Origin of the sequence: Brakhagea slesvicensis, assembly GCF_052161625.1 — a bacterium.
In the GTDB taxonomy this organism is placed as follows: domain Bacteria; phylum Planctomycetota; class Planctomycetia; order Pirellulales; family Pirellulaceae; genus JBKCUI01.
This window is the reverse complement of record NZ_CP197412.1, coordinates 2,060,121-2,084,447: the sequence shown is the minus strand read 5'-3', so window position 1 is coordinate 2,084,447 and position 24,327 is coordinate 2,060,121. Positions and strand designations below refer to the sequence as shown.

The window sequence follows — 24,327 nt, the reverse complement described above, 5'->3', positions numbered from 1 at the left end:
CACCCAAGAGAGAATGGGCTGATTCAGTCCGGTCGACTATTGTTTGGTAGCGGGTGGCGGAATCGTGAAGGGTTGCGTCCAAGCCTGTTGTTTTTGGTCATCGAAGACGGGATCGACTGGCGCAATCGAGCTTGTCACGACCGCTCGCACGATCGTTTCTCCCGGTGCGAGTGTGTAGCTCGATTGAAGGTCTTGGGAGGTCTTTGCGACGCGCCCGATTTGATCGAGTTCCGCATCCTTTGAGGTGACAATAAACTCCGTCGTGTATTGCACATTCGGTTCGGATTGGATTGCCACCGAGAGGGTCGAGGTCGCTTTGTTCCACTGAACGTCTTGGAGAGAAACTCCGCTCGACGCATAGAAATCACCTGACTCCATCGCGCGGATCAAGTGTTCTGGCGTCAGATAGTGGCTTCGGACCATCACCCAGCCCCTTCCGGGCCGGCTTCCTGGTTTGCCATGGTACTCGTGGCTATCGTCGGTCGCGATCCCTAGGAGGAGCGAGCCGCCGAGTTTGTTGACGCGGAGATGGTTGGCCAAATCCCAAATGCGTTCGACGCTCGGGTGATCTTTATCCCCTCGGTGATTGACCCCTGGGTGGCCGTTGTAGACCTCAAAGAACTGCTCGCTCATGACGGCAGCGAGATCTTCGAAGGTGACTCCGTAGTGAAAGTTAGGGTGATTGAGGTGCACCATGATTTCTCGGCCCAGCTTCTTTTCTTGCTCGAGCACGGCGCGGAGATTGTTCTCCATTACCTCGCGCACCGTCGCGCCACCAACGGGCTTCACCGCTTCCGCGACATTGGTCGCGTTCATGTGGACAGGCTTCCCCTCCGCTTTGTCCGAGATTTCTTCGGAGGGGATGAGGATGAACTTCTCGCTTTGTTCGAGCAAATAGCGATATTCATCCAGGGGTTTCAAGCGAATCTCAGCGCTTTCGGATCCCGACTCGCCGCGAGTTTCAACCCACGACTCGCCGAACCGTCGGATGTATTTGGGGATGACCTCTTTGCCACCGCGCGATTCCACCGTCGATTGCTTCATCCATCGCTGACCGCTTTGAAGAACGTTGTGATCGGAGATGGCCAAAAACGAATATCCGCGCGTTCGGTACCAATCCGAGATCATCTCGGGGAAATCATTCCCATCGCTCCAAAACGAGTGGGTGTGAAGATTCCCTTTGTACCAAGCTGGAGATTGGGCGAGACAACTGGAGACGGAAACGACCAAAGTGAGGCATGCGGGGAGTGCATAACGCGAAGCGGTGGCAAAAGCGAATCGCCAGAGGGAGTACGATTTCATGAGGTGGATCGTGGGGAAGCGAGAATGGAAGGCGGGGAAGTCGGGCGGTCCGATGCTCTTAGCTTTTGTTCGAGCATCCCATCTAGTGTAACAAGAAACGTGGACGGGCAATTCCCTGGAAGCCGTTCAACGAGGGGGCATTCCCTCAAAATTAACACGCAAAAGATGGTCGCGCCGACAGAGCAGCTTATTGCTCGTAGACCGATGTGGTGTTGAGAAGGGTGGATTGATCGAGAGGGTCCAAGCCTAGCGTAGCTTGCAGGGCTGCGATGGCTTGGTAGTAGGTTCGAACCTCTTCCAGAAGTTTGACCTCTGCTTCGGTGACTTTGACTTCTTGTTGCAAGAAGAGTTGCAGATCGAAGTCCCCTTGAGTGACAGCGAGTCGGAACAGGTCCAGGACCTTTTGTGTTTCCGCTAGGAAGTCCTGAGCGATCCTTACGTTTTGCTGTGCGATCTCCACTTGATTGCGGGCCATCAGCAATTCGGCGTTGATTTTATTCCGTTGAAATTCCAGCTTCTGCGCGATCTGAACCAGTTTGGCGTTGGTGCTTTGAATCTTACCGAAGGCCTTGTTTCGTTGGATAGGCACACCACCAACGATGCCAGTTTCCAGTTCGAACTCGCGCTTGTCATTGGAGCTCGTCGCTGGTTCGCCAATGTCCTTCCCGGCTTGGATGGTGAAGTCGACATTGGGTAATGTTTGATTGCGAGCGAGCTGAAGGTCGAGTCGTACTTCTTGGGCTTGAAGCTCGATCAATCGAAGTTCGGGGCGAGCCGATAATGCACTTGAGTAATCTTGCTCGTACGTCGCGAGCGCGATATCGACCGGTTTGGGGAATCGAGGTGGCAGCCATTCGGGGGGGGCCAGAAGTGGCTGGCCGTTTTCGTCTCGCAAGAAGATCGATAGCTTGTACGCGGAGTCCCGAAACTTCATCTGCGTGTCGTTTACTTTCAATTGCCGTGAAAGGATCTCTTGCCGGTTGAGCGAAACGGTCAACTCGGTAGCGACGCCGCGCTCGAAGGCTTCCTCGAATTGTCCCGCGCGAAGCTCCGCCAACCGGAGCAAATTGCGTTGGGCACGCAGAATGTTTCCTTGTTCGACCCATTGCCAATAAGCAAAAGCTGCGTCCCGCGTGGCGACCAAGAGTTGGAACTGCACTTCGGGACCCACCGATTGCCGTCTCAAATTGGCTTGAAAGAGCTCAACCCGTTGTGGGTCGATGGCGCGACCCTGCAGAAGGGGCTGTTGGTAGGCAACTTTGAATTCGCCGGCGTCGTCGGTTTGACGTTCTTTGTACCAGGGTTCGTAATAGCCACGACCGATGCGGTATCCGGTGCTTAGGTATCCCCCCCACCATAGTTGTCGAGCGGCGCCGATTCCGTTGCGATAGGTTTCGTAGTAGCCCAGCGGTTGATTGAGCGAAAAGTATTCGAGCTTGGTATCGTAGGCCCCCCAGGCCGATCGGTACTCACCGCTCGTTACCCCCGCTTGCTGCCGAGCGATCTCGATGAGAGGGAACCCGCGGTAGGTCGAGGCGACGACGTCGGAAAGCGTGAGGATATCTTGCTCTACGAACGCTGCATTGGGATCTACGTCCAATGCATTGTCAGAGGGCGCACCGGGGGTCGGCTTTGACTGGAGGATATTCGGGATGTCGAGCGTGGTGGGGTCGCTCGGCGGTTTGTTCGGCCCCTGAAGTTGCTGATTGAGCCGATCCCGGATCGATTCACCCTGTCGCGATGGCCGTATCGGCATCGGCGCCGGGGTGGGTGGTTCGGCTTGCCCCCATACCGGATCGGGGGGGGAAAAAGCCAAGCCTGTTAGTAGGCACGCTTGCAGGATTACTTGAGCTTGGGAGCTTTGACCTCCTTCGATTTTCCACCATCGGGCCCAGCGCCGGCGCGGGTTGGTGGGAATCCGTTGAGTTGACGCCATATCTCAAAGCCTAGTGGTACACTGTCCAAGATAACCCAGGCATTCGCGCGAACACCTTGTCTAAGGTATCGTCTATCGGGCCACTTTTCTTTGGCGGGATCGTCGGGGTCTGGGCCAACAAAGATCTTAAAGTTACCCGTTCCGTCATCGGCTGGATTGATAGCATTGACGACGCCACCGAAAGTCCCTTTGGCGACGCTTGGCCATCCGACGAATTGGATTGCTGGCCATCCTTCGAACTGCAGACGGACCTTGTCGCCGTTCTGGATGAGTGGCTGGTCCATGCCACGTACGCTCAGTTCAACCCACAAATCATCGGTGTCGGGGATGAGCTCAAAGAGCATATCCTTCACGTCGACCGCCTTGCCGACTTGTCCGAGGATCGACTGCACGCGTCCGGAAGTCGGACTGACGATACGAAGTCGTTCAAGTTCGCCGAGTTTGACGCTGATGTCTTGGGACTCTTTTTCGATATCCGCTAGCTTGTTGCGATACTCATCGACTTTTTGCCTAGCCTCCGAAACCTTCTTGTCGATTTCTTGCCGTTTGCTATCGAGGTCTCGTCGTTTGGCTTCTAGGAAGTTTGCAGCTTCGTCTTTGGCGCGTTCGGCGCGAGTTAGTTTCTTGGCCTCGACGATTTCATCGTTGATCGCTTGTTGGTATTTCTGAATGCTGACGGTTTTTCCCGCGAGAGGTTCGTACGCATTGACGTCGAATTCCGCTTGCGCGAGTCGCGCTAATTGGGCTTCCACCTCCGCCTCGGCCGACTCCCACTTCGCATGGGCCGCGTCGATCTCGGCTTGGGTGGCTCGAATCATTTGACGACCGGATTCTTCAGTGTTCTCGACTTGGGTGACGGCAAAATCGAGCTGCGATCGGGTGAAGGACTTCTTGTCCTCCAACTGCTTCTGTTGGCTCTGGATGAGTTCGATCTGGTCCTTCGCGAGCGTGTCGAGGACCATGATGGTTTCCCCTGCATCGACATGGGATCCTTCTTGCAAGCCAGGTTTTTGTTCGGCGATGATTCCTTTGGCGGTACTGAGGAATACTTGGCGACGCTCATTGGGATTTCGAGCGGTCACGACTCCTTCGCATCGGGAGGTTTGTTGCCAAGGCACATAGATGGCGGCCAAGAGAAAGACGACCATCAAGAATGCGGTGGAACGGGCGATGACCCGGCAGAACCAACTGGAGCGGACCAAGTGCATGGCGGGGAAGCGGGTGCCGAGCGCTTCGGTGGGGCGATACCGTACCATCCTCCGTTTGGGAGGGCTTTGCAACGCTGGAAGCGGTGTCAGGTCGGTCTCTACTTGTGTGCTACTAGGCATGATGACAAATCCTTGTGTCCGTCGCATTGTTCAATGATGACCGGGTCGTGGGTGATGACGACCAGGGTCCAAGGCTGCTTGCTGTCTCGCAAATGATCCCAAATGGCATACCGCATTTTTGGAGGTAGAACGTCGAGAGTTCCGTCGATCAAAAGCAGACGTGGTTTGGTCGCGATCGCGCGGGCGATGGTGAGGCGAGCCATTTGAGTGTGGCTCAATGGGTAGCCACCGGTTTGGAGCATCGTCTCGAGCCCCTTGGTCATCGCCAGTACCTCATCCCACAGCTCGGTGTTGATAAGGGAGTGACGCACTTCGGAGGAAGGAACAGAGAGTCGGCGCAACGAGATGTTTTCGGAGATGGTTCCGTGGAATATCTCGGGCGACCCGGCAACGGATACCATCGAGCCTTCGGCAAAGCGATTGACTTCCCGGGAATCGATTCCACCGATTTCCGCCATCCCCTCAGTGGGAGGACGCAATCCGGAAAGGGTCTGCAGAAGCAGCGACTTGCCGCACTCCCCTTCTCCGTGGAGGGCGAAGCGTTCTCCGCTGGCGATTTTCAAGTCGCCGATGTTGAAATGGAGATTGCCCGAACCGCTGACCGTAAGATTTCGCAATCGTACCTCCACAGGGCCAATGCCTGCGTCCAACGATCGCGAGGGGGGAAGAGTCGGCAGGTCGAGCAAGTGTCCTACTTTATCGGTAGCGGCCATGAGGTCATAGAACGCTTCAAGTGACTTTCCGATCGAGGCGAATGCACCGACCACGACCGCGACGACCGATACGCTAGCCACGAGTTGCCCGATGTTCAGACTTTCCGAGAAAACCAACCACACACCCAAAGCCAAGATGGCCGTGATCGAGACGGCGTAAAGCATCAACGAGAAAAGGGTTTGTCGGATGAGGACGACAAAGTGGTCGCGCCGGGCGCCGAGGTATTCAACCGTCAATCGATTCGAGCGGTCGGTGACCAGTTCGCCGGCACCGTGCACCTGGAATGCAACAGGATTGCCAATCACATCCTGAAGCCAGTGCGCGATCCGGTACTTGACGAGCGACTCTTCGATAGCGGTCCGAACAGCTCCGCGGCCCAGCAGCAGAAGAAAAATCGTCATGCAGATAATCAATACGACGTCGAACGCGAGCAAGTAGGGGCTATAGATCGCCAACAGCAAAAGGCCCGTGACCGTGCGGATAACGAGCGATAGACCATCGATCAAAAGCATGGCTGTCGACTTCTGCATAGTCATGACGTCGAAAAACCGGTTGGCAAGCTCGGGACCATGAAGTCCATCCATTGCAGACCGTTCCAATCGCGGTAACCGCTCCGACAGGTCACCCACGATCCGCACAAACATGCGCCGCTGCAAAATCTCGACGACGAAGTACTGAATACCCTTGATGACAGCCGAAAGCGACAGGATGGCAAAGAGAAGTACCGCTAGCCAAATCAGCGGCTGGGTCAAGCTGGCGAAACCAATCGTTGTCACCATTTGCTCGACGGCGAGGGGAGTGGCAAGCTCCAACACCCCGACGACGAATCCGAAAATGACAAGGGTCCAGATGTCGCGCGAGTCAAATTTCAGGAATCGAAGATACCGTTGCTGCGGTGAAATGTGCGGATGATGGTCGTGTTGGTGAGGAGCGTGATGCGCGTGGTCCGCTGCCACGCGGCGAACGCGATCCGCAGACGCGTTGGCTTGGGTTGTGGTCGGCTCGCAAACGAGCGCCCGCTCGGCAATGAAAAAAATCGATCGCTCGGAGCTGGCCGTCACGCGTCGCACCAGCGACTTTTTCGACGTCGAGTCCGATTGCTTATTGCGAATCGTGAGCCGAGTCTCGTCGATTTTGCCGATGTGGACATTCGAATAGACATAGGAGATGTCTCCATCGCCGTCTCGCTGCATCTGAACGATGGCGAACCCCTCGAGAAGCAGTTCCCATACGTCCGAGGCCTGCAACTCCACCGGCGAAAGACGGATCCCGATCCCCTGCGCCGATCGCATCATCAAAAGAGTGATCGCGTCCCAGCTGTCGTCCACAATGTCGACGGCGGAATCGGCCAGCGACCGCTGGATCTCGTTGGACTCAATCGGAATATCCAGTTTGGCGGCCAACTCGCAAAGCGTTAGTCGCATCAATTCGCGGACCTGGTCGTTCGACTGGCCTGGATCGGGTTGTTGTCGCAACATAAACGTTCTTAATAGGGAAGGCTGGTTTTCACAGTCGCCCGGTATTATTCGGTTTCCAAGTTCTTCGGAAAGTGGAGTTTACACAATATTTGTTGTGAAATATCGTGCGTTCCATGAATTATTCGGAGCTAGGCAAGAAGCGGAGCCCCATGCGGCGCGCCCATCACGATTCTTTTCGATGGGTTTCGATAACTTTCTGAAGCAAACTCGAGAGGGGCGAGGGATTTTCCCTACAATGGAGAAGAGATTGCGCTAACTAGAGGATGAAAGGATTTTCTGTGAAACCGAAGGCGGTGCTGGCTTACTGTCGCGAAAAAGGTATCCGCAGCTTTGATTTGCGGTATACGGACTTGGAGGGAGGCTGGAGACAGGTAACCCTGCCGATCGCCAATTTGTCGGAGACGAGTTTCGAGGAAGGGTTAGGCCACGAGGTGGTCGTGGACCCGCAGATGCCCTATCACCCGTATTCGATTCTCGTGCCTCAGAGCCATGCCCACTATCTCGACCCATTCACGCAACAGCCTGCGTTGGTTTTGATTGCGACGATTCAAGACATCCTGCAGCGGGAGGAGAGTCCCTTCGATTCTCGCTTCGTCGCTGCCCAGTCGTTGCGATATCTGCAGTCGACCGGGATCGCGGACGATGTGCGTATCCGTACTTCGCTCCCCTTCACCCTGAATACGGTGAAAGTTCTCGAGGAGACGCGCGCGTCGCGAGGGACCGATTCGCAGTACTTGATTCGCTCCCGGATAGCGGATTTCGCCGCAGAAGCGGGCGTAGCCGTCGATCGACATTTTCTAAACGCGAAGAATCTCTCGGAGTTTGCGATCCAGCCCAAGTCCGTTCTGGAGGCGTGCGACGACTGCGCCATGCTTCGCTACGTAATCGAGCAAACCGGTGCGCAATCGGGTTCATCGCTCGACATCGCATCCCACTGGGCAGCGACCCAATGGAGTTTCGTCCGAGGGGGGGAACCCGTTTTCTCGAGCGGTGCGTATCAAGGCCTTTCCGATTTGGGGCGACATGCCTTGGGGGGGATTCTGCAACACGCTGCAACGCTTACCTGCATCTTCTGGCTCTCCGAATCCGATCGTTCGCAGTCCCCTTCGACCGTTCCTTTTTCTCAAGATTGCGAACCCAATTCGCCTGCTGCATTCTGCAAACCAGCACCGGATGCGACGTCTCCCCGCGAGTCTGTCCTCGAACTCCATGCAGTACCAGCGTCCGGAAATCATTACTTGGCCTGCGCGGCGACGATTATGGCGATGATCGATGGCATCCACAATAAAACTCCTCTCCCTTCGCGAGACAAAATCGACTCCGGTTCGGTGATTCCTGTTGTTCAGGGACATTGGGATCGAACGAAAGCGTTCCAAACGCTAGACATGGATTCGGACTTCCTGACTCAAGGGGATGTTTTTAGCGAGGAGTTGGTCGAGTGGATTCGGCATCGCGTTGAGTCTCTTTCATGAATATCGCGGATCGGCTGACTCAGCAGGCTGCGGTTCGACCGGATGCTCTCGCGATTGCTTCCCCTGTTGGTAGCTGGAAGCAGAGGACCAACCGACGCTACTCGACATTGAGTCTCGCGGACTTGGATCGGCGGTCGACTTCGATCGCGGCGGGGCTCCAAGGGATGGGGATCGGGCCCGGAAAGCGTATCGCGTTGCTGGTCCGGTTTGGAGAGGACTTTATTACCCTCGTCTTCGCATTGTTGAAAGCGGGGGCCACGATGGTCTTGGTCGACCCAGGCATGGGTAAAAAGAACCTCATTCGCTGTCTCGAAGCGACGGAGCCCGATGGCTTCATCGCGATTCCGATGGCGCACGCCATTGTTCGAATGCTGCAATCGAGATTCCCCAAAGCCAAACACAATGTGCTCGTCGGGCGTTGGTTTCCGGGACTTCCCTCCGTTACCTTGAGCCGCCTGGAAGGTATTTCGCCATCTGCCTACCGAAACCCGATTGAAGACGTGCATGCCGAATCGGCGGTCATCTTCACCACAGGAAGCACGGGACCACCGAAAGGTGTCCTCTACACCCATCAAACCTTTCATGCGCAAGTCGATTTGGTGGCGGAGCGATTCGGTATCGTTCCCGGTGGTAGGGATTTGAGTTGCTTTCCCCTCTTTGGCCTTTTCAATGCCGTGATGGGAACAGCAACCATTCTTCCCGATATGGATCCAACCCGTCCGGCGGACGTGGATCCGCCGCGATTGCTCGATGCGATTGAACAGTGGAATATCAATCAATCGTTTGGCTCGCCCGCCCTATGGACTCGCATGGGAAACTATTGCCAAGCCTCGGGTAGAACGATGAAACCCCTGCAATTGGTGCTCTCAGCAGGCGCTCCCGTTCCACCCCGCGTGCTCCAGTCGATCCGAAATGGGATCGACCCCAACGGACGCGTCTTCACTCCCTACGGAGCCACCGAAGCGCTCCCCATTGCATCGATCGAGTCTCGCGAAGTTCTCGACGAAACCGCGGCGAAAACCGCCGCAGGACGCGGGACGTGTGTCGGGAGCCGATTTCCAACCATCGAGTGGAAAGTGATTCGAATCCGTGACGATGCGATGCACCGAATCGACGAGACGGAAGAGCTACGTCGCGGAGAAATCGGCGAGCTGATGGTCTCCGGTCCGATCGTCTCGCAGCGGTACGTGACCCGCATGGATCAAAATCCGTTGCATAAGGTTTTCGATGGCGAGCGCGTCTGGCACCGCATGGGGGATGTGGGGTATCTCGATGAGCAAGAGCGATTTTGGTTTTGTGGACGCAAAGCGCATCGCGTTGTGACACGCGATCAGGTTCTCTTTACCGAGCCGATCGAAGCGATCGCAAACGGACATCCGGAGATCTATCGATCGGCATTGGTTGGAGTGGGACCGGCGCCAAATCAGGTCCCTTGGGTGATCCTCGAGCCTTGGAACCGGAGCTCCCACCCGGATTGTTTGGTCGACGAAGTGACCGAGCGGTTGAAAGGCTCGGAGGTTTCGCACTCCGTTGAGAAGGTCGTGGTGTATCCCACCAAACTCCCCACCGACATTCGGCACAATTCCAAGATTTTTCGGGAGCAGTTGGCTGTTTGGGCTCAGCGGCGGAGCGAAAAGAAATAGCGAGACACGTGGCCGCCTCGTCGAGTAACTGCGAATTGGGAATTGCGCCTACCGTTCCTTCAAAACCTTGACCGCCTTCGAAGCTCTCGACAGGAACTCCGACTTGGCCTCCCCCGGTTCCAAGAATATAGGGTGCCCGACGGTGATCGAACTGAGCAGAGGAACCGGCATGAATTCTCCACGCGGGAGAATGCGATTGAGATTGTCCATGTAGACCGGAATCAATTCCAAGTCCGGTCGCTTCTTCGCCAAGTAATACAGCCCGCTTTTGAATTCTCCCATCTCGCCGTCCGATGCCCTGCTTCCCTCCGGAAAGACGATGAGGGAGTACATGTCCCCGATCTCTCGCATCATGACATCGACCGGACTTTGATGCACTTTGATCTGTTTTCGGTCGATCAAGATCGCATTGAACGATTGGGCGAGGAAGCGGCGAAACGAAGAAGATCCCCAGTAATCCTGCGCGGCAACGGGACGGGTCAACTGCCGAAGCGTCTTGGGCAAACACGACCACAATACGACCGCGTCCAAGTGGCTCGTGTGATTGGCGAAATAGACTCGCTGGCGTGTATCCGGCTCGGCACCAATCCAACGCACGGTAAACCCGCTCACCAGCTTCGCGGCCAAAGCGATCGTGTGCCCTGTCAATTTGCACAGCGCCGACCGACCCGCCAAATGCGGGGACTCGGGGGTCAACAAACTCGATTGATGGCCAGGAATTGCGGTCAAGGGATCCAGGTTGGTTGGGAAGAATGGGGCTGCAGACACCCCATCATATTCGCTGATTCGGAGGGGATGGCAAGAGCCAACGAGGATTTACCGGCGGGTTCCTCGTTTTGGACGAGATTCCCTGCACCCATGGAAGTTGCACCCTACAACCTGCCCAGTCGGCATAGTTTGCTGCGAGTAGCCCAAATCCATCGGTATGGCCCGCTGGAGTGGGCCGGTTCACGGGTTGTGTGGAATAATCGAAAGGGTCGATGGACAAGCTAAAACGGGGTAAGAACGTGTCGAAAATCAATCGAGTACTGGTGACGGGTGGGGCGGGATTTCTCGGATCCCATATTTGTGAACGCTTGGTCGAAGCCGGGCACGATGTGATCTGCCTCGACAATTTCTTCACTTCGCAGAAGTCGAACGTCGCCCATCTTCTTGGTCGTCCGAATTTCGAATTGATTCGCCACGATGTGACGCTCCCCATTTTTCTGGAAGTCGATCAGATCTACCATATGGCTTGCCCCGCAGCGCCAGGGCATTATCAGTTCAACCCCATCAAAACCGTCAAGACGTCGGTCATGGGCTCCATCAACATGTTGGGCATGGCCAAACGCTGTGGAGCCCGGATTCTTCTAGCGAGCACCAGCGAAATTTACGGCGATCCGTTGATCCATCCTCAGCCCGAGTCGTATTGGGGAAACGTCAATACCATCGGTGTAAGGTCTTGTTACGACGAAGGGAAACGGGTCGCTGAGACACTCTTCATGGACTACTATCGCAAGAACAAAGTCGACATTCGCATCGTCCGTATCTTCAATACCTATGGTCCTCGCATGCACCCGTATGATGGTCGGGTGGTGTCGAACTTCATTCGGCAAGCGATCCAGGGGGAGCCGATCACAATCTTTGGCGAAGGAGAACAGACGCGATCATTCTGCTATCGCGACGACCTTGTGGAAGGCATTTTCCGATTGATGAACAATGAGCAAAATGTCATCGGTCCAATGAATATCGGCAATCCGTCTGAATTCACCATCCGCGAACTGGCGGAACTGGTCGTCGAACTCACCGGGGCCAAATCCTCGATCGAGAAACGTCCTTTGCCTCCTGATGATCCGACGCGTCGGCAACCGGATATCACCTTGGCAAAGAAACATCTAGGCTGGGAGCCGACTATTCCCCTGCGAGAAGGCCTTCAAAAGACAATCGATTGGTTCCGGTCGATCGATTTCGATCATTACCGTCCACCGACTCCGAACTACGTGTGATCACACCTGCGGGCAAGTCATCACTTCAATGGATAGTTGATTTGGCGGATGATCTCTTTGAGATGGTCTTCGAAGATTTCGAGCCCGCTCGTGATCTCTAAATCGACGTCGAGACTCCATACCGGGACCGACTCGATGGCCGGAACGGCGATTTTCGCCAAGTCCTTGCCTGTGCAGAGAATGACATCGCAATCTCCCGCATCGGACGCGCGACTGGCTATCTCGCGGATGTCCCCTTCGTGGTAGAGATGATGATCTGGGAAGGTGATTTTTCCTGCGAGAATTGCCCCGAGCGACTCGGTGGTTTGATGGAATGCTTCCGGACTTCCTATTCCGCTGACGACCACGACTCGCTTGTCTCGCAACCAATCGACGTCGAGGATCGCACCTTGCGAGTTTCTCAGCCGAAGCGGCCGATGTCGGCTCTCCAACCAAGCCGCCTTGGGATTGTATCGCTGCACTTTGGTGCGAATGCTCGCTAACCTCTGTGCATCGACTTGATCCGAACGGGTGGCGATCACGATGTCAGCTCGTTTGAGCGATCGCAGTGGCTCGCGCAGAAGCCCTCGAGGTAAAAGATGGCCATACCCAAACGGTTCTCGAGCATCTAAGAGAACGATTTCTAAATCGCGATGGATGCGTCGATGTTGAAAGCCATCGTCCAAGAGCAGGATTTGCATGTCCAGCTCCTCCACCGCAATCTTCGCGCTCGCGACCCGATCCGGAGATTGCAGATGGGGGACATCTCTCAATCGAAGCTCCAATTCTTTGGCTTCGTCATTGATACCATCGGGACCGGCTCCATAGCCTCGCGATAGGATCGCCACTCGCACAGCCCGGTCGCGAAACCACTGGGCAAGCCACGCGACGGTAGGGGTCTTGCCCGTTCCACCCGCTGTCAGATTCCCAACGGAGATCACGGGGACGCCGACTCGCTGGCTCTTCTGAATGCCCCGATCAAAGGAAAGGTTCCTGAGCCAAATCGCCGCCGCATACGGCTGACTCGCGCACCACAATGCCGCCCTGATGCTGATGTCGCTCAAGGAATTGGAATTGTTCGCAATCGTCGCTCGGAGTCTGGGTATCAAGTTGCGGAGAGGGACAAAGGAAACGTGTGGGGCGAGCTATGGGAAGTGGAATGGTCAGGATCATACGGTATCCCGAACAAGGACGCGACATCGAAGCGGCGGATTATGCTGAAGTCCGCATGCGAGCTGGCATGCAATTGGACTGGCATTCACCCGCTCCAGAGAGGTAGAACAATCCCGTTCGATTGTCCAACGAACTGCCTTGCTCCTCAAGCCGATCTACGTCGGGCCGTTTACGATACGGCCTGGCCATTGCTAACTAGGTCTGTCCATTGCCAACTAGGTGCCGACATGAAGACTCTACTCCGCGGGCTTTCTGCAACGTCTCTCGCTCTCGGCCTCCTTTACGCGTGCAGCGCTACGACGCAGAGGAGCTGGAGCCAAACAGGAGCCATTCCTGCAGCGAGCACTCCCCTCTCAATCTCGGCGATCGCTCCGGCCCACGCTGCGTCCGCAGGGTCCACCGTCATGGCCAGCGCCATTCTCTCCAATGGTTTCCAGCAAGTTGTGTTGTTTGATCAAACAAAATCCACCATCGCGGTTTATCATGTCGACCCCTCGTCGGGTGATATCCAACTGAAAAGCGTCCGCAAGGTGGACGCGGATTTCGCTCTCCAAGAATTCAATCTGAGCGAGCCGACTCCTTCAACCATCCGCAAGAATGTCCGATAGATTTTCCCAAGCCCCCATCTCTGTCCTCTTCGGTTTCGATGTTCATGACGCTACCGAATCGGATCGGGAGCTTGGACGGGCCGTGGTGGAGCTGCCGGTCGACAATCGACTCCACAATCCTATGGGACGCGTTCACGGTGGAGTTTTGGCTGCTTTAGCCGATGCTGCGATGGGGATCGCATTTGGTCGAACCCTGGATGAAGGACAAGACTTCTCGACGATCGATCTGCACATCCACTTCATGCGACCGGTGGTCAGCAAAAAATTGATCGCGACCGGCGAACTCATCCAGCGCGGCCTCCGCGTCGGATTTGTGCAATGCCGCATCGTCGATGAGCGAGGCCGACTCATCTGCCAAAGCACTTGCAGCTGCACGGTTATCTAAGGGCAGTCGTTTATTTAAAGGCGGACGTTGGCGCCAATAAAAGACGTTGGAGCCAATAAAAAAAGGCCGAGCGTAAAAGCTCGGCCTTTGGATCGATGGGATAATAGGGTGGGAGACTAGGTCGGCTTAACCGACTTGCTCTCGACGCCATCCTCTGGCTTCTCATCGTACTTCGCTTCAGGAAGGGATTGAGTTACCGGGGCGACCAAGTATTCGACAGCGAACTCATCTGGTTCCGCCTTGAGGATCGAACCACCATCGGCGGAAGTGAGCTTGGCTTCGCCGACAATCGTCTCGATGACGCGTCGCTCGAGGATTTGGTTGCGGAGGGCGTCCATCTGCCCGCTTCGCTCCAGCTTGGCTCGGACTTGTCGTGGGGACAGGTCGCTTTGGGTCGCAATCAGTTCGATTTCGGATTCGTATTCCGCTTCGGTTGGCTCGATACCGAGATCTTCGGCAATCTTTTCAAGGACGAAGTGCTGTCGCAATGCATCCTGAGTGGTCCCTTCGATGTTGCGTCGAACGCCGTTGATGACCGAGCGGATTTGATCGTCGGTGAAGCCGCTGCGTCGCAATTCCAACACGCGGCGATGGAGCTCGCGATCTGCCTGACGGCGAACAACCGCTTGAGGCAATTCCCAATCCGCCCCTTCCGTGAGCTTGGCCGTGACCTGCTCGCGGAGAAGTTGGTTTTGGTGATACTCGGCTTGTCGCTCTAGCTCGGCTCGCACGAAATCCCGCAATTCGGCAGGGCTGTCGAATCCGAGCATCTCGAGGGTCGCGCCGCTCAAAGCTTCGACATTCACGCGACGGATTTCGTCGACGGTAATCGTGGCGTCGACTTCCTTGCCACGCAACGATTCGTTGAGCGACGTTTCGAAAATCTTGACCTTGGTCTCGCGGACATCCCCTTCACGGGTTCCGGTGATCAATTCGCCGAAGTTCTCGATGATGGAGTCGGCCAAACTCAGCTTGCTGCGGAGGGTGACCACGGTTCCGTCGATCGAGCTAATCTCTTTGCCGTCCAAACTGAATCGGATACTGGTGACCACGCGGTCGCCGAATTGGGCTTCGCCGTCAAACGCTTCCCCAGCCGTGATGCGTTCCAACGTTCTGATCAGTTGCTTATCGACGTCCTCGTCGCTCAGCTTGTATTCGGTCTTGGTGAGCTCGAGACCCTTCCAGTTCGGTGTGTCGAACTCGGGGCGAACTTCGATTTTGAACTCGTAGGTAAAGTCGCCGGTGTCGGGAATGTCGACGGCTCCGTAGTCCATATCGGGCTCGGAAATCGCCGAGAACTCACCACCCTCGGTGATTTGCTGAAGCGAGTCCATCACCAGCCCGCTCTTGACTTGGTCCAAGGCAGTTTGTTTGAAACGGCTTTCGAGAAGCTTTCGGGGAACCTTTCCAGGTCGGAAACCGGGAAGATCCGCGCGGGGAGCGATCTCGTCAAACGTCTTGCGGAAATAACGATCTACTTCAGCCCGAGGAATCGTGACGACGACGTGCCGGAGGCAGCTCGACGGCTTGTCAATCTTGACGGTCAGTTGAAGCTTGGAATCTGGTGCCTGAGTGTCGACAGCTGACATTTCCTGAAAACGTCCTCTTAAAGAAGAAAAAAGGGCACAACCAGACAGAAAGAGCGGGTGATGGGATTCGAACCCACGACAACAACGTTGGCAACGTTGTGCTCTACCAACTGAGCTACACCCGCAGGGGAACCTGTCAAGTTATGCCCGCTGCGTCTATCGAATTTCCGCTTGTTCAGCACTCATGGCAAGATGCGCAATCGCTGATGCGGGACGCCGATTATAGGAATCCCGCCTTTCGCTGCAAGTCCGTTCGAACCGATTTATGAAAAAGTGACCGCGTCGGATGGTAGGATGTGGGGACCTCATCTTCGACCTTCCCTGCGACCGGCTATGAATCTTCGACCCACCGCTCCCTCTCGGAACCGCCTTCGGGACTCCAGCACCCTTCCGTGCATCCTTTTCTTACTGTTTTCCTGGGGCTTTCCCGCCGACGCCTCTTCGCAGCCGCCGGCCAATCCCCCCCCGGCTGACCTGCCAACTCCCCCTGCGCCCCCACTAAGCCCTGCTGACCGAGTTAGCCCGGCTAACCTGGTAATCCGAGGAGGACGCGTCTTGCAATGGTCCGGTGCCGATGCCGAAGCGATCGCGATTCGCGGGGGGAGGATCGTTTGGGTCGGTCTCAATCGAGATTCCAACGGCTGGATCGGGCCCGCGACGACCATCCTGGAGGCCGAAGGGGGGCTGGTCACTCCTGGGTTGAACGACGCCCACGTCCATTTCCTATCCGGTTCCCTAGGGTTGCAACAAATCGATTTGAACGACGCTCACGATGCATCGACGATCCTGGAAAGAGTGAAGTCCTTTGCGAAACAACATCCGGAACGGCCAACGGTCGTCGGACGGGGCTGGCTCTATGGCGCGTTCGCGGGCGGTTTGCCAACTCGCGAAATGCTCGACGCGGTCGTCGCGGACAAACCGGTTCTTCTTCGCTGCTACGACGGACACACCATTTGGGTGAATACCGTCGCGCTCCGCCAAGCGGGAATCACCCGCGACTCCCCCGATCCGCCGCGAGGACTGATCGTTCGGGACCCTATTACGGGCGAACCGACCGGGGTCCTGAAAGAGTCCGCACAGCGGATGGTCGATCCCCTGTTTCCGGTCCCAACGCTCGATGAAAAGAAAGAGGCGTTGCTGGAGGGGATCGCGATGGCGCATCGGCTCGGCGTAACGAGTATCCAGGAATGCGGTGTGGATGATTCCGAACTAGCGGTCTTCGATTCCCTTTTGCAATCTGGCCGCTTTCCGCTTCGCACTCACTTTGCGTTGTCTGGCCAAGTGGGAATGAGCGAGTCGGATTTCGATCGCTTGTCCGCAACACGACGCGCGAAAGAGTCGATCGGCGTGCGATCGGTGAAGCTGTTTATCGACGGTGTCATCGAGTCGCATACGGCCTACCTACTCTCTCCCTATGCAAACCAAAACACCCTTGGGTTGCCGACCTGCGACGCCGCCGAGCTGCAGCGTTTGATCGCTCGACTGGATCGAGAGGAGTGGAATGTGATGGTACACGCAATCGGGGAAGGGGGCGTGCGGATGACGCTCGATGCGTTCGAGCATGCCCTGCAATCGAATCCGGACCGAAAGCGATCGCGCCGTCATCGACTCGAACACGTCGAAACCATCGATCCATCGGATATCGCTCGTCTCAAGCCCTTGGAGGTGATCGCTTCGATGCAGCCTCGTCATGCTGAACCCAATAGCAATATCTTCGACGTTTGGGTCGCCAATATTGGTCCTCAACGGGCCGAGAGGGCTTGGGCGTGGAAGTCGATCCTCACGAGCGGGGGACGGCTCGCGTTCGGTACCGATTGGCCCGTGGTTTCGCTCGACCCTCGCGCTGGCCTGCAAGTCGCTGTGACGCGACAAACGCTCGATGGCAAGCCCGAGGAACCCTTCGTTCGCTCGCAGCGATTGAAGCTGGAGGAGGCTCTCTTTGCTTACACCTATGGTGCCGCATTCGCGGAAGGGGAGGAGGCCGAAAAGGGATCGATCCGGGCGGGACAGTTGGCAGACATCGTGGTCTGGAAAAAAGACTTGCGAGATCTTCCACCCACGGAACTTCACCGGGCTGAAATCGGCGCGACTGTCTTCAACGGTCAAATCGTCTACCAGGCCAGCGGTAATTGAGGCAGCGGTTACTGGGGCGCGTACTGGCTTAGATATCGGAAGCTTTGGGCCAGCGCCTCCGTGCGAGTCTCCACAGTCGCTTCGTAGGCTCGATCCTCGACCTCCACACAAACAGGGCCCACATATCCTTCATCGCTGAGCACCGAGAAGAATTGACCCCAGTTGATTTCCCCAAGACCTGGTAGCTTCGGGGAATGGTAGAGTTTCGGATGCGCAAAGATGCCTACCTCATCCAAACGATGGCGATCGATTCGAACGTCTTTCGCATGCACATGAAAAATACGATCGATGAAGTCTCTTAGCGGTTTCAAGTAGTCCATGCACTGCCAGACCATATGGGATGGATCGTAGTTCAATCCCAAATTAGGACTCCCCAAGTCCGCAAATAGACGCCGCCAAATCGCAGGGCTGGTCGCGATGTTCTTTCCACCCGGCCATTCGTCCTGGGTAAAGAGCATCGGGCAGTTTTCAATGCCGATCCGGACGCCATGTTTCTCGGCTAAATCCACGATAGGCTTCCAGGTCTTCAGGAGGCGGGGCCAGTTCTCGTCGACGCTCTTCGTGAAGTCGCGCCCGATGAAGGTGTTGACGCGATCGATGCCTAGCTTGGGAGCGGCTGCGATCACCCTCTTCAAATGTTCGGTGCATCGCTCTGCTTCTTGCTCGTCCGGTGCAAGGCAGTTTGGGTAATAGCCCAATCCGCTGATGAAGACTCCCGTCTCCTGCTGCAATCGAGCGATCGAAGCCATCGACGCGTCGGATAGGTCGTCGACATTGATGTGGGTTATCCCAGCATAGCGGCGCTCCGCTTTGATCGGGGGCCAGCACATCACCTCGACGCATCGGTATCCAATGTGCGACGCGGTTTGAAGAACCTGCGCCAGTTCCAGTTCAGGAAGGATGGCGCTGACGAATCCCAGTTGCATCATGATTGGCTTTGAACCGGAACAGGAGCCGGACTAGATCTCAAGGAACAAACGGGAGGGGTCTTCGATGACTTCTTTGATGGTCTTCAAGAACGTGACCGCCTCGCGACCATCGATAATCCGGTGGTCATAGGTCAGGGCCAAGTACATCATGGGGCGGATGACGACTTCCCCATTGAGTGCAATCGGTCGCTCCTGGATCGAATGCAGTCCCAAGATACCGCTTTGGGGTGGATTGACGATCGGCGTGGACAACAGCGAACCGTAGATACCACCATTGCTGATGGTGAAGGTGCCACCCTCAAGATCCTCTGGCATCAGTTTGTTGGCCATAGCTCGCGACGCGAATTCACCAATGGTCCGCTCGATTTCTGCGAAGCCCATCTTTTCGACGTTGCGAAGGACGGGGACGACCAAGCCCTTTCCGCCACCGATGGCAATCCCGATGTCGCAGTAGTTTCGGTAGACGATATTGTTTCCGCGAATCTCGGCATTGACCGACGGGTATCGCTTCAATGCTTCGCAAGCCGCTTTCGCAAAGAAGGACATGAAGCCTAGCTTCACACCATGCTTCTCGGCGAAGGCGTCGCGGTACTTGTTGCGAAGGGTCATGACCGGCTGCATGTCCACTTCATTGAAGGTGGTGAGCAAGGCCGCTGTGTGCTGCGCTTGAACAAGCCGAGACGCGATGGTCCGTCGGATCATGCTCATCGGCTTGATCTCCTCGGATCGATTCGAGCTTCCCTGTTGGACCATTCCGGTCGAGGCGGTGGGTGCAGTAACCGGCGGTGCCAACGTCCCTGTGACGGTCTTCGTGGGAGCCGGAGTGGCCGGTGAGACCGGTGCGGGTGCAGCCGGCGCGGGAACAGGAGGAACTGGGGCCGCTGGGGCGGTTTGGCTGACGTAGCGAGCGACGTCTTCTTTGAGCAGTCGGCCGCCTGGACCTGTGGCGGGTACCTGCGAGGCCTGAAGCTGATGATCGTCCAAAGCACGCTGCGCGGCAGGCATGACGCGAGGGTCCGCGGAGGTTGAAGCCGGCGCGGAGGATACATGTTGCTGGGGTACAGGTACCGGCTGGGGAGCGGACGCCGGCTGGGGTGCAGGCGCTGGACTGGAGGATGCCGAAGCCCCTTTGGCCGCCGGCTGGAAGGTGGCGAGGATGTCCCCTACCGATGCGAATTCCTCGTTGTTCTTGAGGATCTTCAACAGGATCCCATCTTCCGGAGCGGAGATCTGCACGGAAGCCTTTTCGGTTTCCAGATCGACGAGATCGGTTCCTGCAGCGACCCAGTCCCCTTCCTTCTTAAGCCATTTGCTGATTTGGACTTCAGAAATACTCTCACCGACCGACGGAACGACGATATCTACCATGGAATGTAACTGAATTTTCGGGGGCCGAGCACTAAAAAGGATCGCAACTCGCGGCTGCTACAGGCGATGCCCCCGCCCATGCATTAATGGGAGAAGCAACGCTACTATGAGCATATAGCAAGGGGGTCGGGGTGTCACCCGCACCAATCCGATTTTCCGACTGCAGAATACCCTTCCTGGTGCGGATCGCTGTATCCTAACGATTCCGCTCTTTTTCCCACCGCTGCCTCTTTCATCCCACCTGCGAGTTTGCCATGAAGACATTCCGATCGATTCGCTTTTTCTGTGCGGTCACCTTGATGACATCCCTCCCCGCGTGGGCTCCAGTTGCTACGGCTTTGGCTCAGGGCCAAAACGGCACGATCTCGGAACCGGCTCTGCAAAAGGATATTCCCTACGCGGAGCCAACGGCTGAACGACAAGTCCTGGACATCTACCGCCCTGCGAATGCCAAGAATGCTCCGGTCGTCTTCTGGATTCATGGGGGTGGATGGCAAACAGGGGATAAATCGCAGGTCCAACTCAAACCAAAATGGTTTGTCGATCAAGGATTCGTGTTTGTCTCCACCAACTATCGACTTCTTCCAAACGTTCCCATGGAGACGATCATTCAGGATGTCGCCAAGTCGCTGGGGTGGGTATCCAAGAACATCGGTTCCTTCGGTGGCGATGCAAAACGAATCTATGTGATGGGGCACTCGGCAGGTGCCCAATTGGCCGCACTCGTCTGCATCGACCATCGATACCTGGCCGCCGAAGGAGTTCCGTTCTCCTCGTTGAAAGGTTGCGTTCCGGTCGACGGTGATACGTATGACATCCCCGCGATCATCGAAACCGCAGAAACGCGCCGACGCGTCCACAAACAGCCGCAAGCGAAATTCGGTCATCGTGAAAAGTTTGGAAACGACCCTGCGAAACATATCGATTTCTCCGCTGTCACACACGTCGCGAAGGACAAGGGGATCCCACCCTTCCTAATTCTCTACGTCTCCAGCCATCCAGATACCACCGCGCAAGCCCAGCGGCTTGATGCCGTTCTCAAAGATGCGGGCATTCCCTCTACCCTGTTCGGGGCCAAGGACTCGGAACACAGCAAACTCAATAACGACTTGGGGCTACCCGAAGACCCAGCCTCCGAAGCGCTGAAGAAGTTCATTGCGGCGGATGCGACGAAATAAACAAATCAACGTACCGACTTTCTGTGAGATGTTTGGAGATTGCGATGAAACGAGTGTTAGTTCCTGCCGCGTTGGCTCTCCTCCTCGGGGCCTTCAACGGCTTCCTCCTTTCGATCGACAAGGTGCATGGCCAAGAGCGATCGACAAAAGAGGCGGCGATTGCCGGCAAACCCCCGTCGGTGGAACGATCGGACAGAGATAAGCAGGACCTGCTCCCTTCGGAAAAATTCTCTGGCGTTCGTTGGTATATCGAAGGAGATGGAATTCGAATGCCTGTCGTCGCGGTTCGCGGAACTCCCTATGAGATGGGGGTGCAACTCGGATCGCAGATGCGCGAGGAAATGCATCGCCTCGTTCCTCCGCTTGTGGCTGGCTTCCGATCGGAATTGAAGGTAACCGAAGAACATCTGGATCACGTTTGGGCAACGACATCGAGCTACACCGATCCCAGGTTGCTGCAGCAACTCGTGGGGCTCGCGGAGGGAAGTGGAATTCCCATTCGCACGCTCCAGCATGTGCACTGCTTACCTCTCTTGATGCCCTACTCCTGCAGCAGCATCGCTGCGTGGGGGGATGCGACGGTGGATGGTCACCTTTACCAAACCCGGAACTTGGACTGGTCCCTGGAAGCCGGGGCGCATGAGTTTCCTGTTTTGATCGTTTACTTCCCGGACAAAGGGACCCCGCATGTCTCCCCTTCATTCGCCGGGTTTATCGGAGCTCATTGCGGCATGAACGCATCCGGGATTGTTCTATCGGAAATCGGAGACGCGTCCGCAAAAGAAATGCCCTACGAAACCCATGCCCCCCACTTCACCGCATGGTTTCGGACGCTGCTCTACGACGCGAGCTCGCTGAGCGAAGCGATTCGTCTGTTTGAAGGAATCAAGCCGACCAAAAGCTATCACTTCGTCTTTGGAGATGGTGTGACGGACAAGCGATCGACCAAGATTCGCGCGGCGACCGGCGCTGGACGCGCGAAGCCGGAGATCGATCTTTGGAAGGACAATGACCCGAAAGATGAACTAGCCCCCAATGTTCTTTCATGCGTTGTTTATCACGACGAAGGGCGTGGAGCATTTCCAACCTTGGCTGCGAACCGAGGTAAACTCGATGCAGAGAAACTGATCGCTCTGGCCAATCAGATCCCAATCAAGGGAGGGAACGTGATGAACGCGGTGTTCGATGCGACCGGGATGCGTCTATGGGTTAGCTACGCTGGCCAAGGCAAAGAGGCTTACCAGCGTCCCTATTTGCATCTCGACCTGTCGAAGATCGACATCGATCGAGACGGGACGACTGACTGGCGCCCCGCACCGTAAACGCCATAGGCTGTCGCCCCCCAACGTCCTGAGCGGGCCAGTCCGTTTGGCCGATGGCCCCCGGCTCATTGAGCCCAACTGAACCCTCGAGCCAGAGCGCCGTGCCGTATTACGTAGTCAATATTACGAATTCAACCCGGGGCGGGTTGGATCGATATGGAATGTAGCTCGCGTCTGCTTCGGTGCACCTGGTTTGTCCACAAATGCGACCGTTTGATACTCCGCTTTCCAATCGCTCGGAGTGACGGTGCAGCTGACATAGCCTCGTTCGGCGTTATGGAATTTGACAAACGGGTTTTCCGAGAGAAGTGTCTCTAGGTACTTTGGCTTCTCGGCGCCGTTTCCACCGGAGGAGATGGAGGTTCCGACGAGTTCGGTCGCCACGACAGGGCTGTCCGGTTTGTCAAAATTGACATGAAGATGGTTTGCCCAGTTGTTATGGATATCGCCGGTCAGGACAACGGTACCGGTTCGTTTCAAGTCCGATATGGCTTGGAGCAATCGAGTACGCGATGCGTCGTACCCTGACCATTGATCCATGCTGAACTTGCGATCCGCACCAGGAGCGCGATCCGCTCGGGCCATCATGACCTGCTGGCCGAGGATGTTCCATCGCGCATTGGATTTGGCCAATCCATCGATGAGCCATTTTTCTTGCGCGTTGCCCAGGAGCGTCGCGTTGGGATTGAGGACTTCGTCCGTAATCGGCTTGCTGCCATCGCCGTTGGGTTGGTCGGTTCGGTATTGCCTTGTATCGAGCATATCGAATTGGGCCAGACGCCCGAATGGTACGCGTCGGAAGAGTTGCATGTCGGGCCCCTTGGGCATCGACGAAGCGCGAAGTGGCATGTTCTCGTAGTAGGCTTGATAAGCATCCGCGCGCCGGAGCGCGAACTGTGCTGGATCGATCCCTTTCTCTTCGGAGATCAAGTTCGCGTAGTTGTTATCGAACTCATGATCATCCCAGACGACGAGCCACGGAGCCAATCGATGTGCGGCTTGCAGATGTGGATCGGATTTGTACTGAGCGTGGCGCGTACGGTAGTCGGCGAGGGACATGATTTCCGGACCTGCATGGACGCGAAGTCGGTTCTCCTTGCCTGCACCTTCGTAGATATAGTCACCGAGATGTAGAATCAGATCGAGCGGCTCTCGACACATGTGTTCAAAGGCCGTGTAGTAGCCGGTCTCGAAGTGCTGGCAAGAGGCGAATGCAAATCGAAGCGAATCGGGCATCGCATCGGGGCGCGGAGTTGTTCGGACACGTCCGACAAGCGAAATCGCATCGCCACATTGGAACCGGTACGCGTACCAGCGGTCGGGAGCAAGGCCTTCGACTTCGACGTGGACCGAATGCCCCAGTTTGGCGGTAGCCAACGCTTTACCCGATCGCAGCACTTTGCTGAACGATTCGTCGTCGCTGAGCTCCCAAGTCACTTCGTAGTCACGGTCATCCATGCCTCCGTTGGTTGCTACAGGGTCCATGGCGAGTCGAGTCCAGAGGACAAACCCGTCCGGCGTCGGATCCCCCGACGCGATGCCGATCTGAAAAGGATCCTTCGCAAAACTTGGCTTTGTGATGGTCTGACCGAAACCGATCTGACTGACCCAAGGCAACACGGCGAGGGATCCCCCCGAGAGCAAAAAGGCGCGTCGATCTCGGTAGTATTGAACGGCTTGGTTAAACGATTCTCGTGACATTTTATGCCTTTGTGGTTGTTGAGTAATTCAATCGATCGATCGGGTAGGAATCTTCGTCAAGAATTAAGCGTACCCTAGTGGAATTGCGATCACAGGGGCGGTAT

Annotated in this window: 18 protein-coding genes and 1 tRNA gene; 8 read left to right on the top strand and 11 right to left on the bottom strand. The window is 56.2% G+C overall.

What is annotated here, in order from left to right; genetic code table 11:
• Window positions 1-36 precede the first annotated feature (36 nt).
• From SH467x_RS07990 to SH467x_RS07975, 4 genes are all read right to left on the bottom strand, one after another.
• The gene (locus SH467x_RS07990; RefSeq protein ID WP_482370747.1) at window positions 37-1,302 is read right to left on the bottom strand and encodes a PHP domain-containing protein; all 1,266 of its coding nucleotides are present in this window, start codon (window positions 1,300-1,302) and stop codon (window positions 37-39) included.
• Between the two features lie 187 nt (window positions 1,303-1,489).
• Window positions 1,490-3,238, bottom strand: coding sequence for a TolC family protein (locus SH467x_RS07985; RefSeq protein ID WP_482370746.1), 1,749 nt, complete (start codon window positions 3,236-3,238; stop codon window positions 1,490-1,492).
• Window positions 3,145-4,566: an HlyD family secretion protein gene (locus tag SH467x_RS07980; RefSeq protein ID WP_482370745.1), complete on the bottom strand. Its 1,422-nt coding sequence runs from the start codon at window positions 4,564-4,566 to the stop codon at window positions 3,145-3,147. The genes SH467x_RS07985 and SH467x_RS07980 overlap by 94 nt, the downstream gene beginning before the upstream one ends.
• Entirely contained in the window at window positions 4,545-6,758 is a 2,214-nt protein-coding gene (locus SH467x_RS07975) for an ATP-binding cassette domain-containing protein (RefSeq protein ID WP_482370744.1), read from the bottom strand. The genes SH467x_RS07980 and SH467x_RS07975 overlap by 22 nt, the downstream gene beginning before the upstream one ends.
• A 263-nt stretch (window positions 6,759-7,021) precedes the next feature.
• On the opposite strand from SH467x_RS07975, the gene SH467x_RS07970 reads away from it, so the two are divergent.
• Together SH467x_RS07970 and SH467x_RS07965 are read left to right on the top strand one after the other, a co-directional pair.
• Window positions 7,022-8,230 carry a type I glutamate--ammonia ligase gene (locus tag SH467x_RS07970; protein ID WP_482370743.1) on the top strand — a complete coding sequence of 403 codons (1,209 nt, stop codon included), beginning with the start codon at window positions 7,022-7,024 and terminating at the stop codon, window positions 8,228-8,230.
• Entirely contained in the window at window positions 8,227-9,873 is a 1,647-nt protein-coding gene (locus SH467x_RS07965; protein WP_482370742.1) for a fatty acid CoA ligase family protein, read from the top strand. The genes SH467x_RS07970 and SH467x_RS07965 overlap by 4 nt, the downstream gene beginning before the upstream one ends.
• Window positions 9,874-9,921: 48 nt before the next feature.
• Here the strand turns inward: SH467x_RS07965 and SH467x_RS07960 are convergent, their stop codons facing one another.
• Complete coding sequence (locus tag SH467x_RS07960) at window positions 9,922-10,602, bottom strand: lysophospholipid acyltransferase family protein (protein ID WP_482370741.1); 681 nt, start codon at window positions 10,600-10,602, stop codon at window positions 9,922-9,924.
• A 251-nt stretch (window positions 10,603-10,853) separates the two neighbouring features.
• Here SH467x_RS07960 and SH467x_RS07955 point away from each other — a divergent pair, with 251 nt between their 5' ends.
• Window positions 10,854-11,858 carry a UDP-glucuronic acid decarboxylase family protein gene (locus SH467x_RS07955; RefSeq protein ID WP_482370740.1) on the top strand — a complete coding sequence of 335 codons (1,005 nt, stop codon included), beginning with the start codon at window positions 10,854-10,856 and terminating at the stop codon, window positions 11,856-11,858.
• Window positions 11,859-11,878: 20 nt separating this feature from the next.
• Here SH467x_RS07955 and lpxK read toward each other — a convergent pair whose 3' ends face one another.
• On the bottom strand, window positions 11,879-12,946 hold the full coding sequence (gene lpxK, locus SH467x_RS07950) for a tetraacyldisaccharide 4'-kinase (protein ID WP_482370739.1): 1,068 nt from the start codon (window positions 12,944-12,946) through the stop codon (window positions 11,879-11,881).
• Between the two features lie 291 nt (window positions 12,947-13,237).
• Between lpxK and SH467x_RS07945 the strand changes: the two genes are divergently transcribed.
• Together SH467x_RS07945 and SH467x_RS07940 are read left to right on the top strand one after the other, a co-directional pair.
• Entirely contained in the window at window positions 13,238-13,618 is a 381-nt protein-coding gene (locus SH467x_RS07945; RefSeq protein ID WP_482370738.1) for a hypothetical protein, read from the top strand.
• Window positions 13,608-14,003 carry a PaaI family thioesterase gene (locus SH467x_RS07940; RefSeq protein ID WP_482370737.1) on the top strand — a complete coding sequence of 132 codons (396 nt, stop codon included), beginning with the start codon at window positions 13,608-13,610 and terminating at the stop codon, window positions 14,001-14,003. Before SH467x_RS07945 ends, SH467x_RS07940 begins: the two co-directional genes overlap by 11 nt.
• Before the next feature lie 116 nt (window positions 14,004-14,119).
• Here SH467x_RS07940 and tig read toward each other — a convergent pair whose 3' ends face one another.
• Both tig and SH467x_RS07930 read right to left on the bottom strand, forming a co-directional pair.
• Window positions 14,120-15,592 carry a trigger factor gene (gene tig, locus SH467x_RS07935; protein ID WP_482370736.1) on the bottom strand — a complete coding sequence of 491 codons (1,473 nt, stop codon included), beginning with the start codon at window positions 15,590-15,592 and terminating at the stop codon, window positions 14,120-14,122.
• Window positions 15,593-15,644: 52 nt separating this feature from the next.
• Window positions 15,645-15,717, bottom strand: a tRNA-Gly gene (locus tag SH467x_RS07930).
• Window positions 15,718-16,147: 430 nt separating this feature from the next.
• On the opposite strand from SH467x_RS07930, the gene SH467x_RS07925 reads away from it, so the two are divergent.
• The gene (locus SH467x_RS07925) at window positions 16,148-17,725 is read left to right on the top strand and encodes an amidohydrolase (RefSeq protein ID WP_482370735.1); all 1,578 of its coding nucleotides are present in this window, start codon (window positions 16,148-16,150) and stop codon (window positions 17,723-17,725) included.
• An 8-nt stretch (window positions 17,726-17,733) separates the two neighbouring features.
• Here SH467x_RS07925 and SH467x_RS07920 read toward each other — a convergent pair whose 3' ends face one another.
• Both SH467x_RS07920 and odhB read right to left on the bottom strand, forming a co-directional pair.
• The gene (locus tag SH467x_RS07920; protein WP_482370734.1) at window positions 17,734-18,654 is read right to left on the bottom strand and encodes a sugar phosphate isomerase/epimerase family protein; all 921 of its coding nucleotides are present in this window, start codon (window positions 18,652-18,654) and stop codon (window positions 17,734-17,736) included.
• A gap of 30 nt (window positions 18,655-18,684) precedes the next feature.
• Window positions 18,685-20,022 carry a 2-oxoglutarate dehydrogenase complex dihydrolipoyllysine-residue succinyltransferase gene (gene odhB, locus SH467x_RS07915; RefSeq protein ID WP_482370733.1) on the bottom strand — a complete coding sequence of 446 codons (1,338 nt, stop codon included), beginning with the start codon at window positions 20,020-20,022 and terminating at the stop codon, window positions 18,685-18,687.
• A 254-nt stretch (window positions 20,023-20,276) separates the two neighbouring features.
• Between odhB and SH467x_RS07910 the strand changes: the two genes are divergently transcribed.
• Window positions 20,277-21,200 (top strand): alpha/beta hydrolase, encoded by a 924-nt coding sequence (locus SH467x_RS07910; protein ID WP_482370732.1) that lies wholly within the window; start codon window positions 20,277-20,279, stop codon window positions 21,198-21,200.
• Window positions 21,201-21,244: 44 nt separating this feature from the next.
• Window positions 21,245-22,522, top strand: a complete 1,278-nt coding sequence (locus SH467x_RS07905; RefSeq protein ID WP_482370731.1) for a C45 family autoproteolytic acyltransferase/hydrolase — start codon at window positions 21,245-21,247, stop codon at window positions 22,520-22,522.
• Between the two features lie 123 nt (window positions 22,523-22,645).
• Here SH467x_RS07905 and SH467x_RS07900 read toward each other — a convergent pair whose 3' ends face one another.
• Complete coding sequence (locus SH467x_RS07900; RefSeq protein WP_482370730.1) at window positions 22,646-24,223, bottom strand: alkaline phosphatase D family protein; 1,578 nt, start codon at window positions 24,221-24,223, stop codon at window positions 22,646-22,648.
• Window positions 24,224-24,327 lie beyond the last annotated feature (104 nt).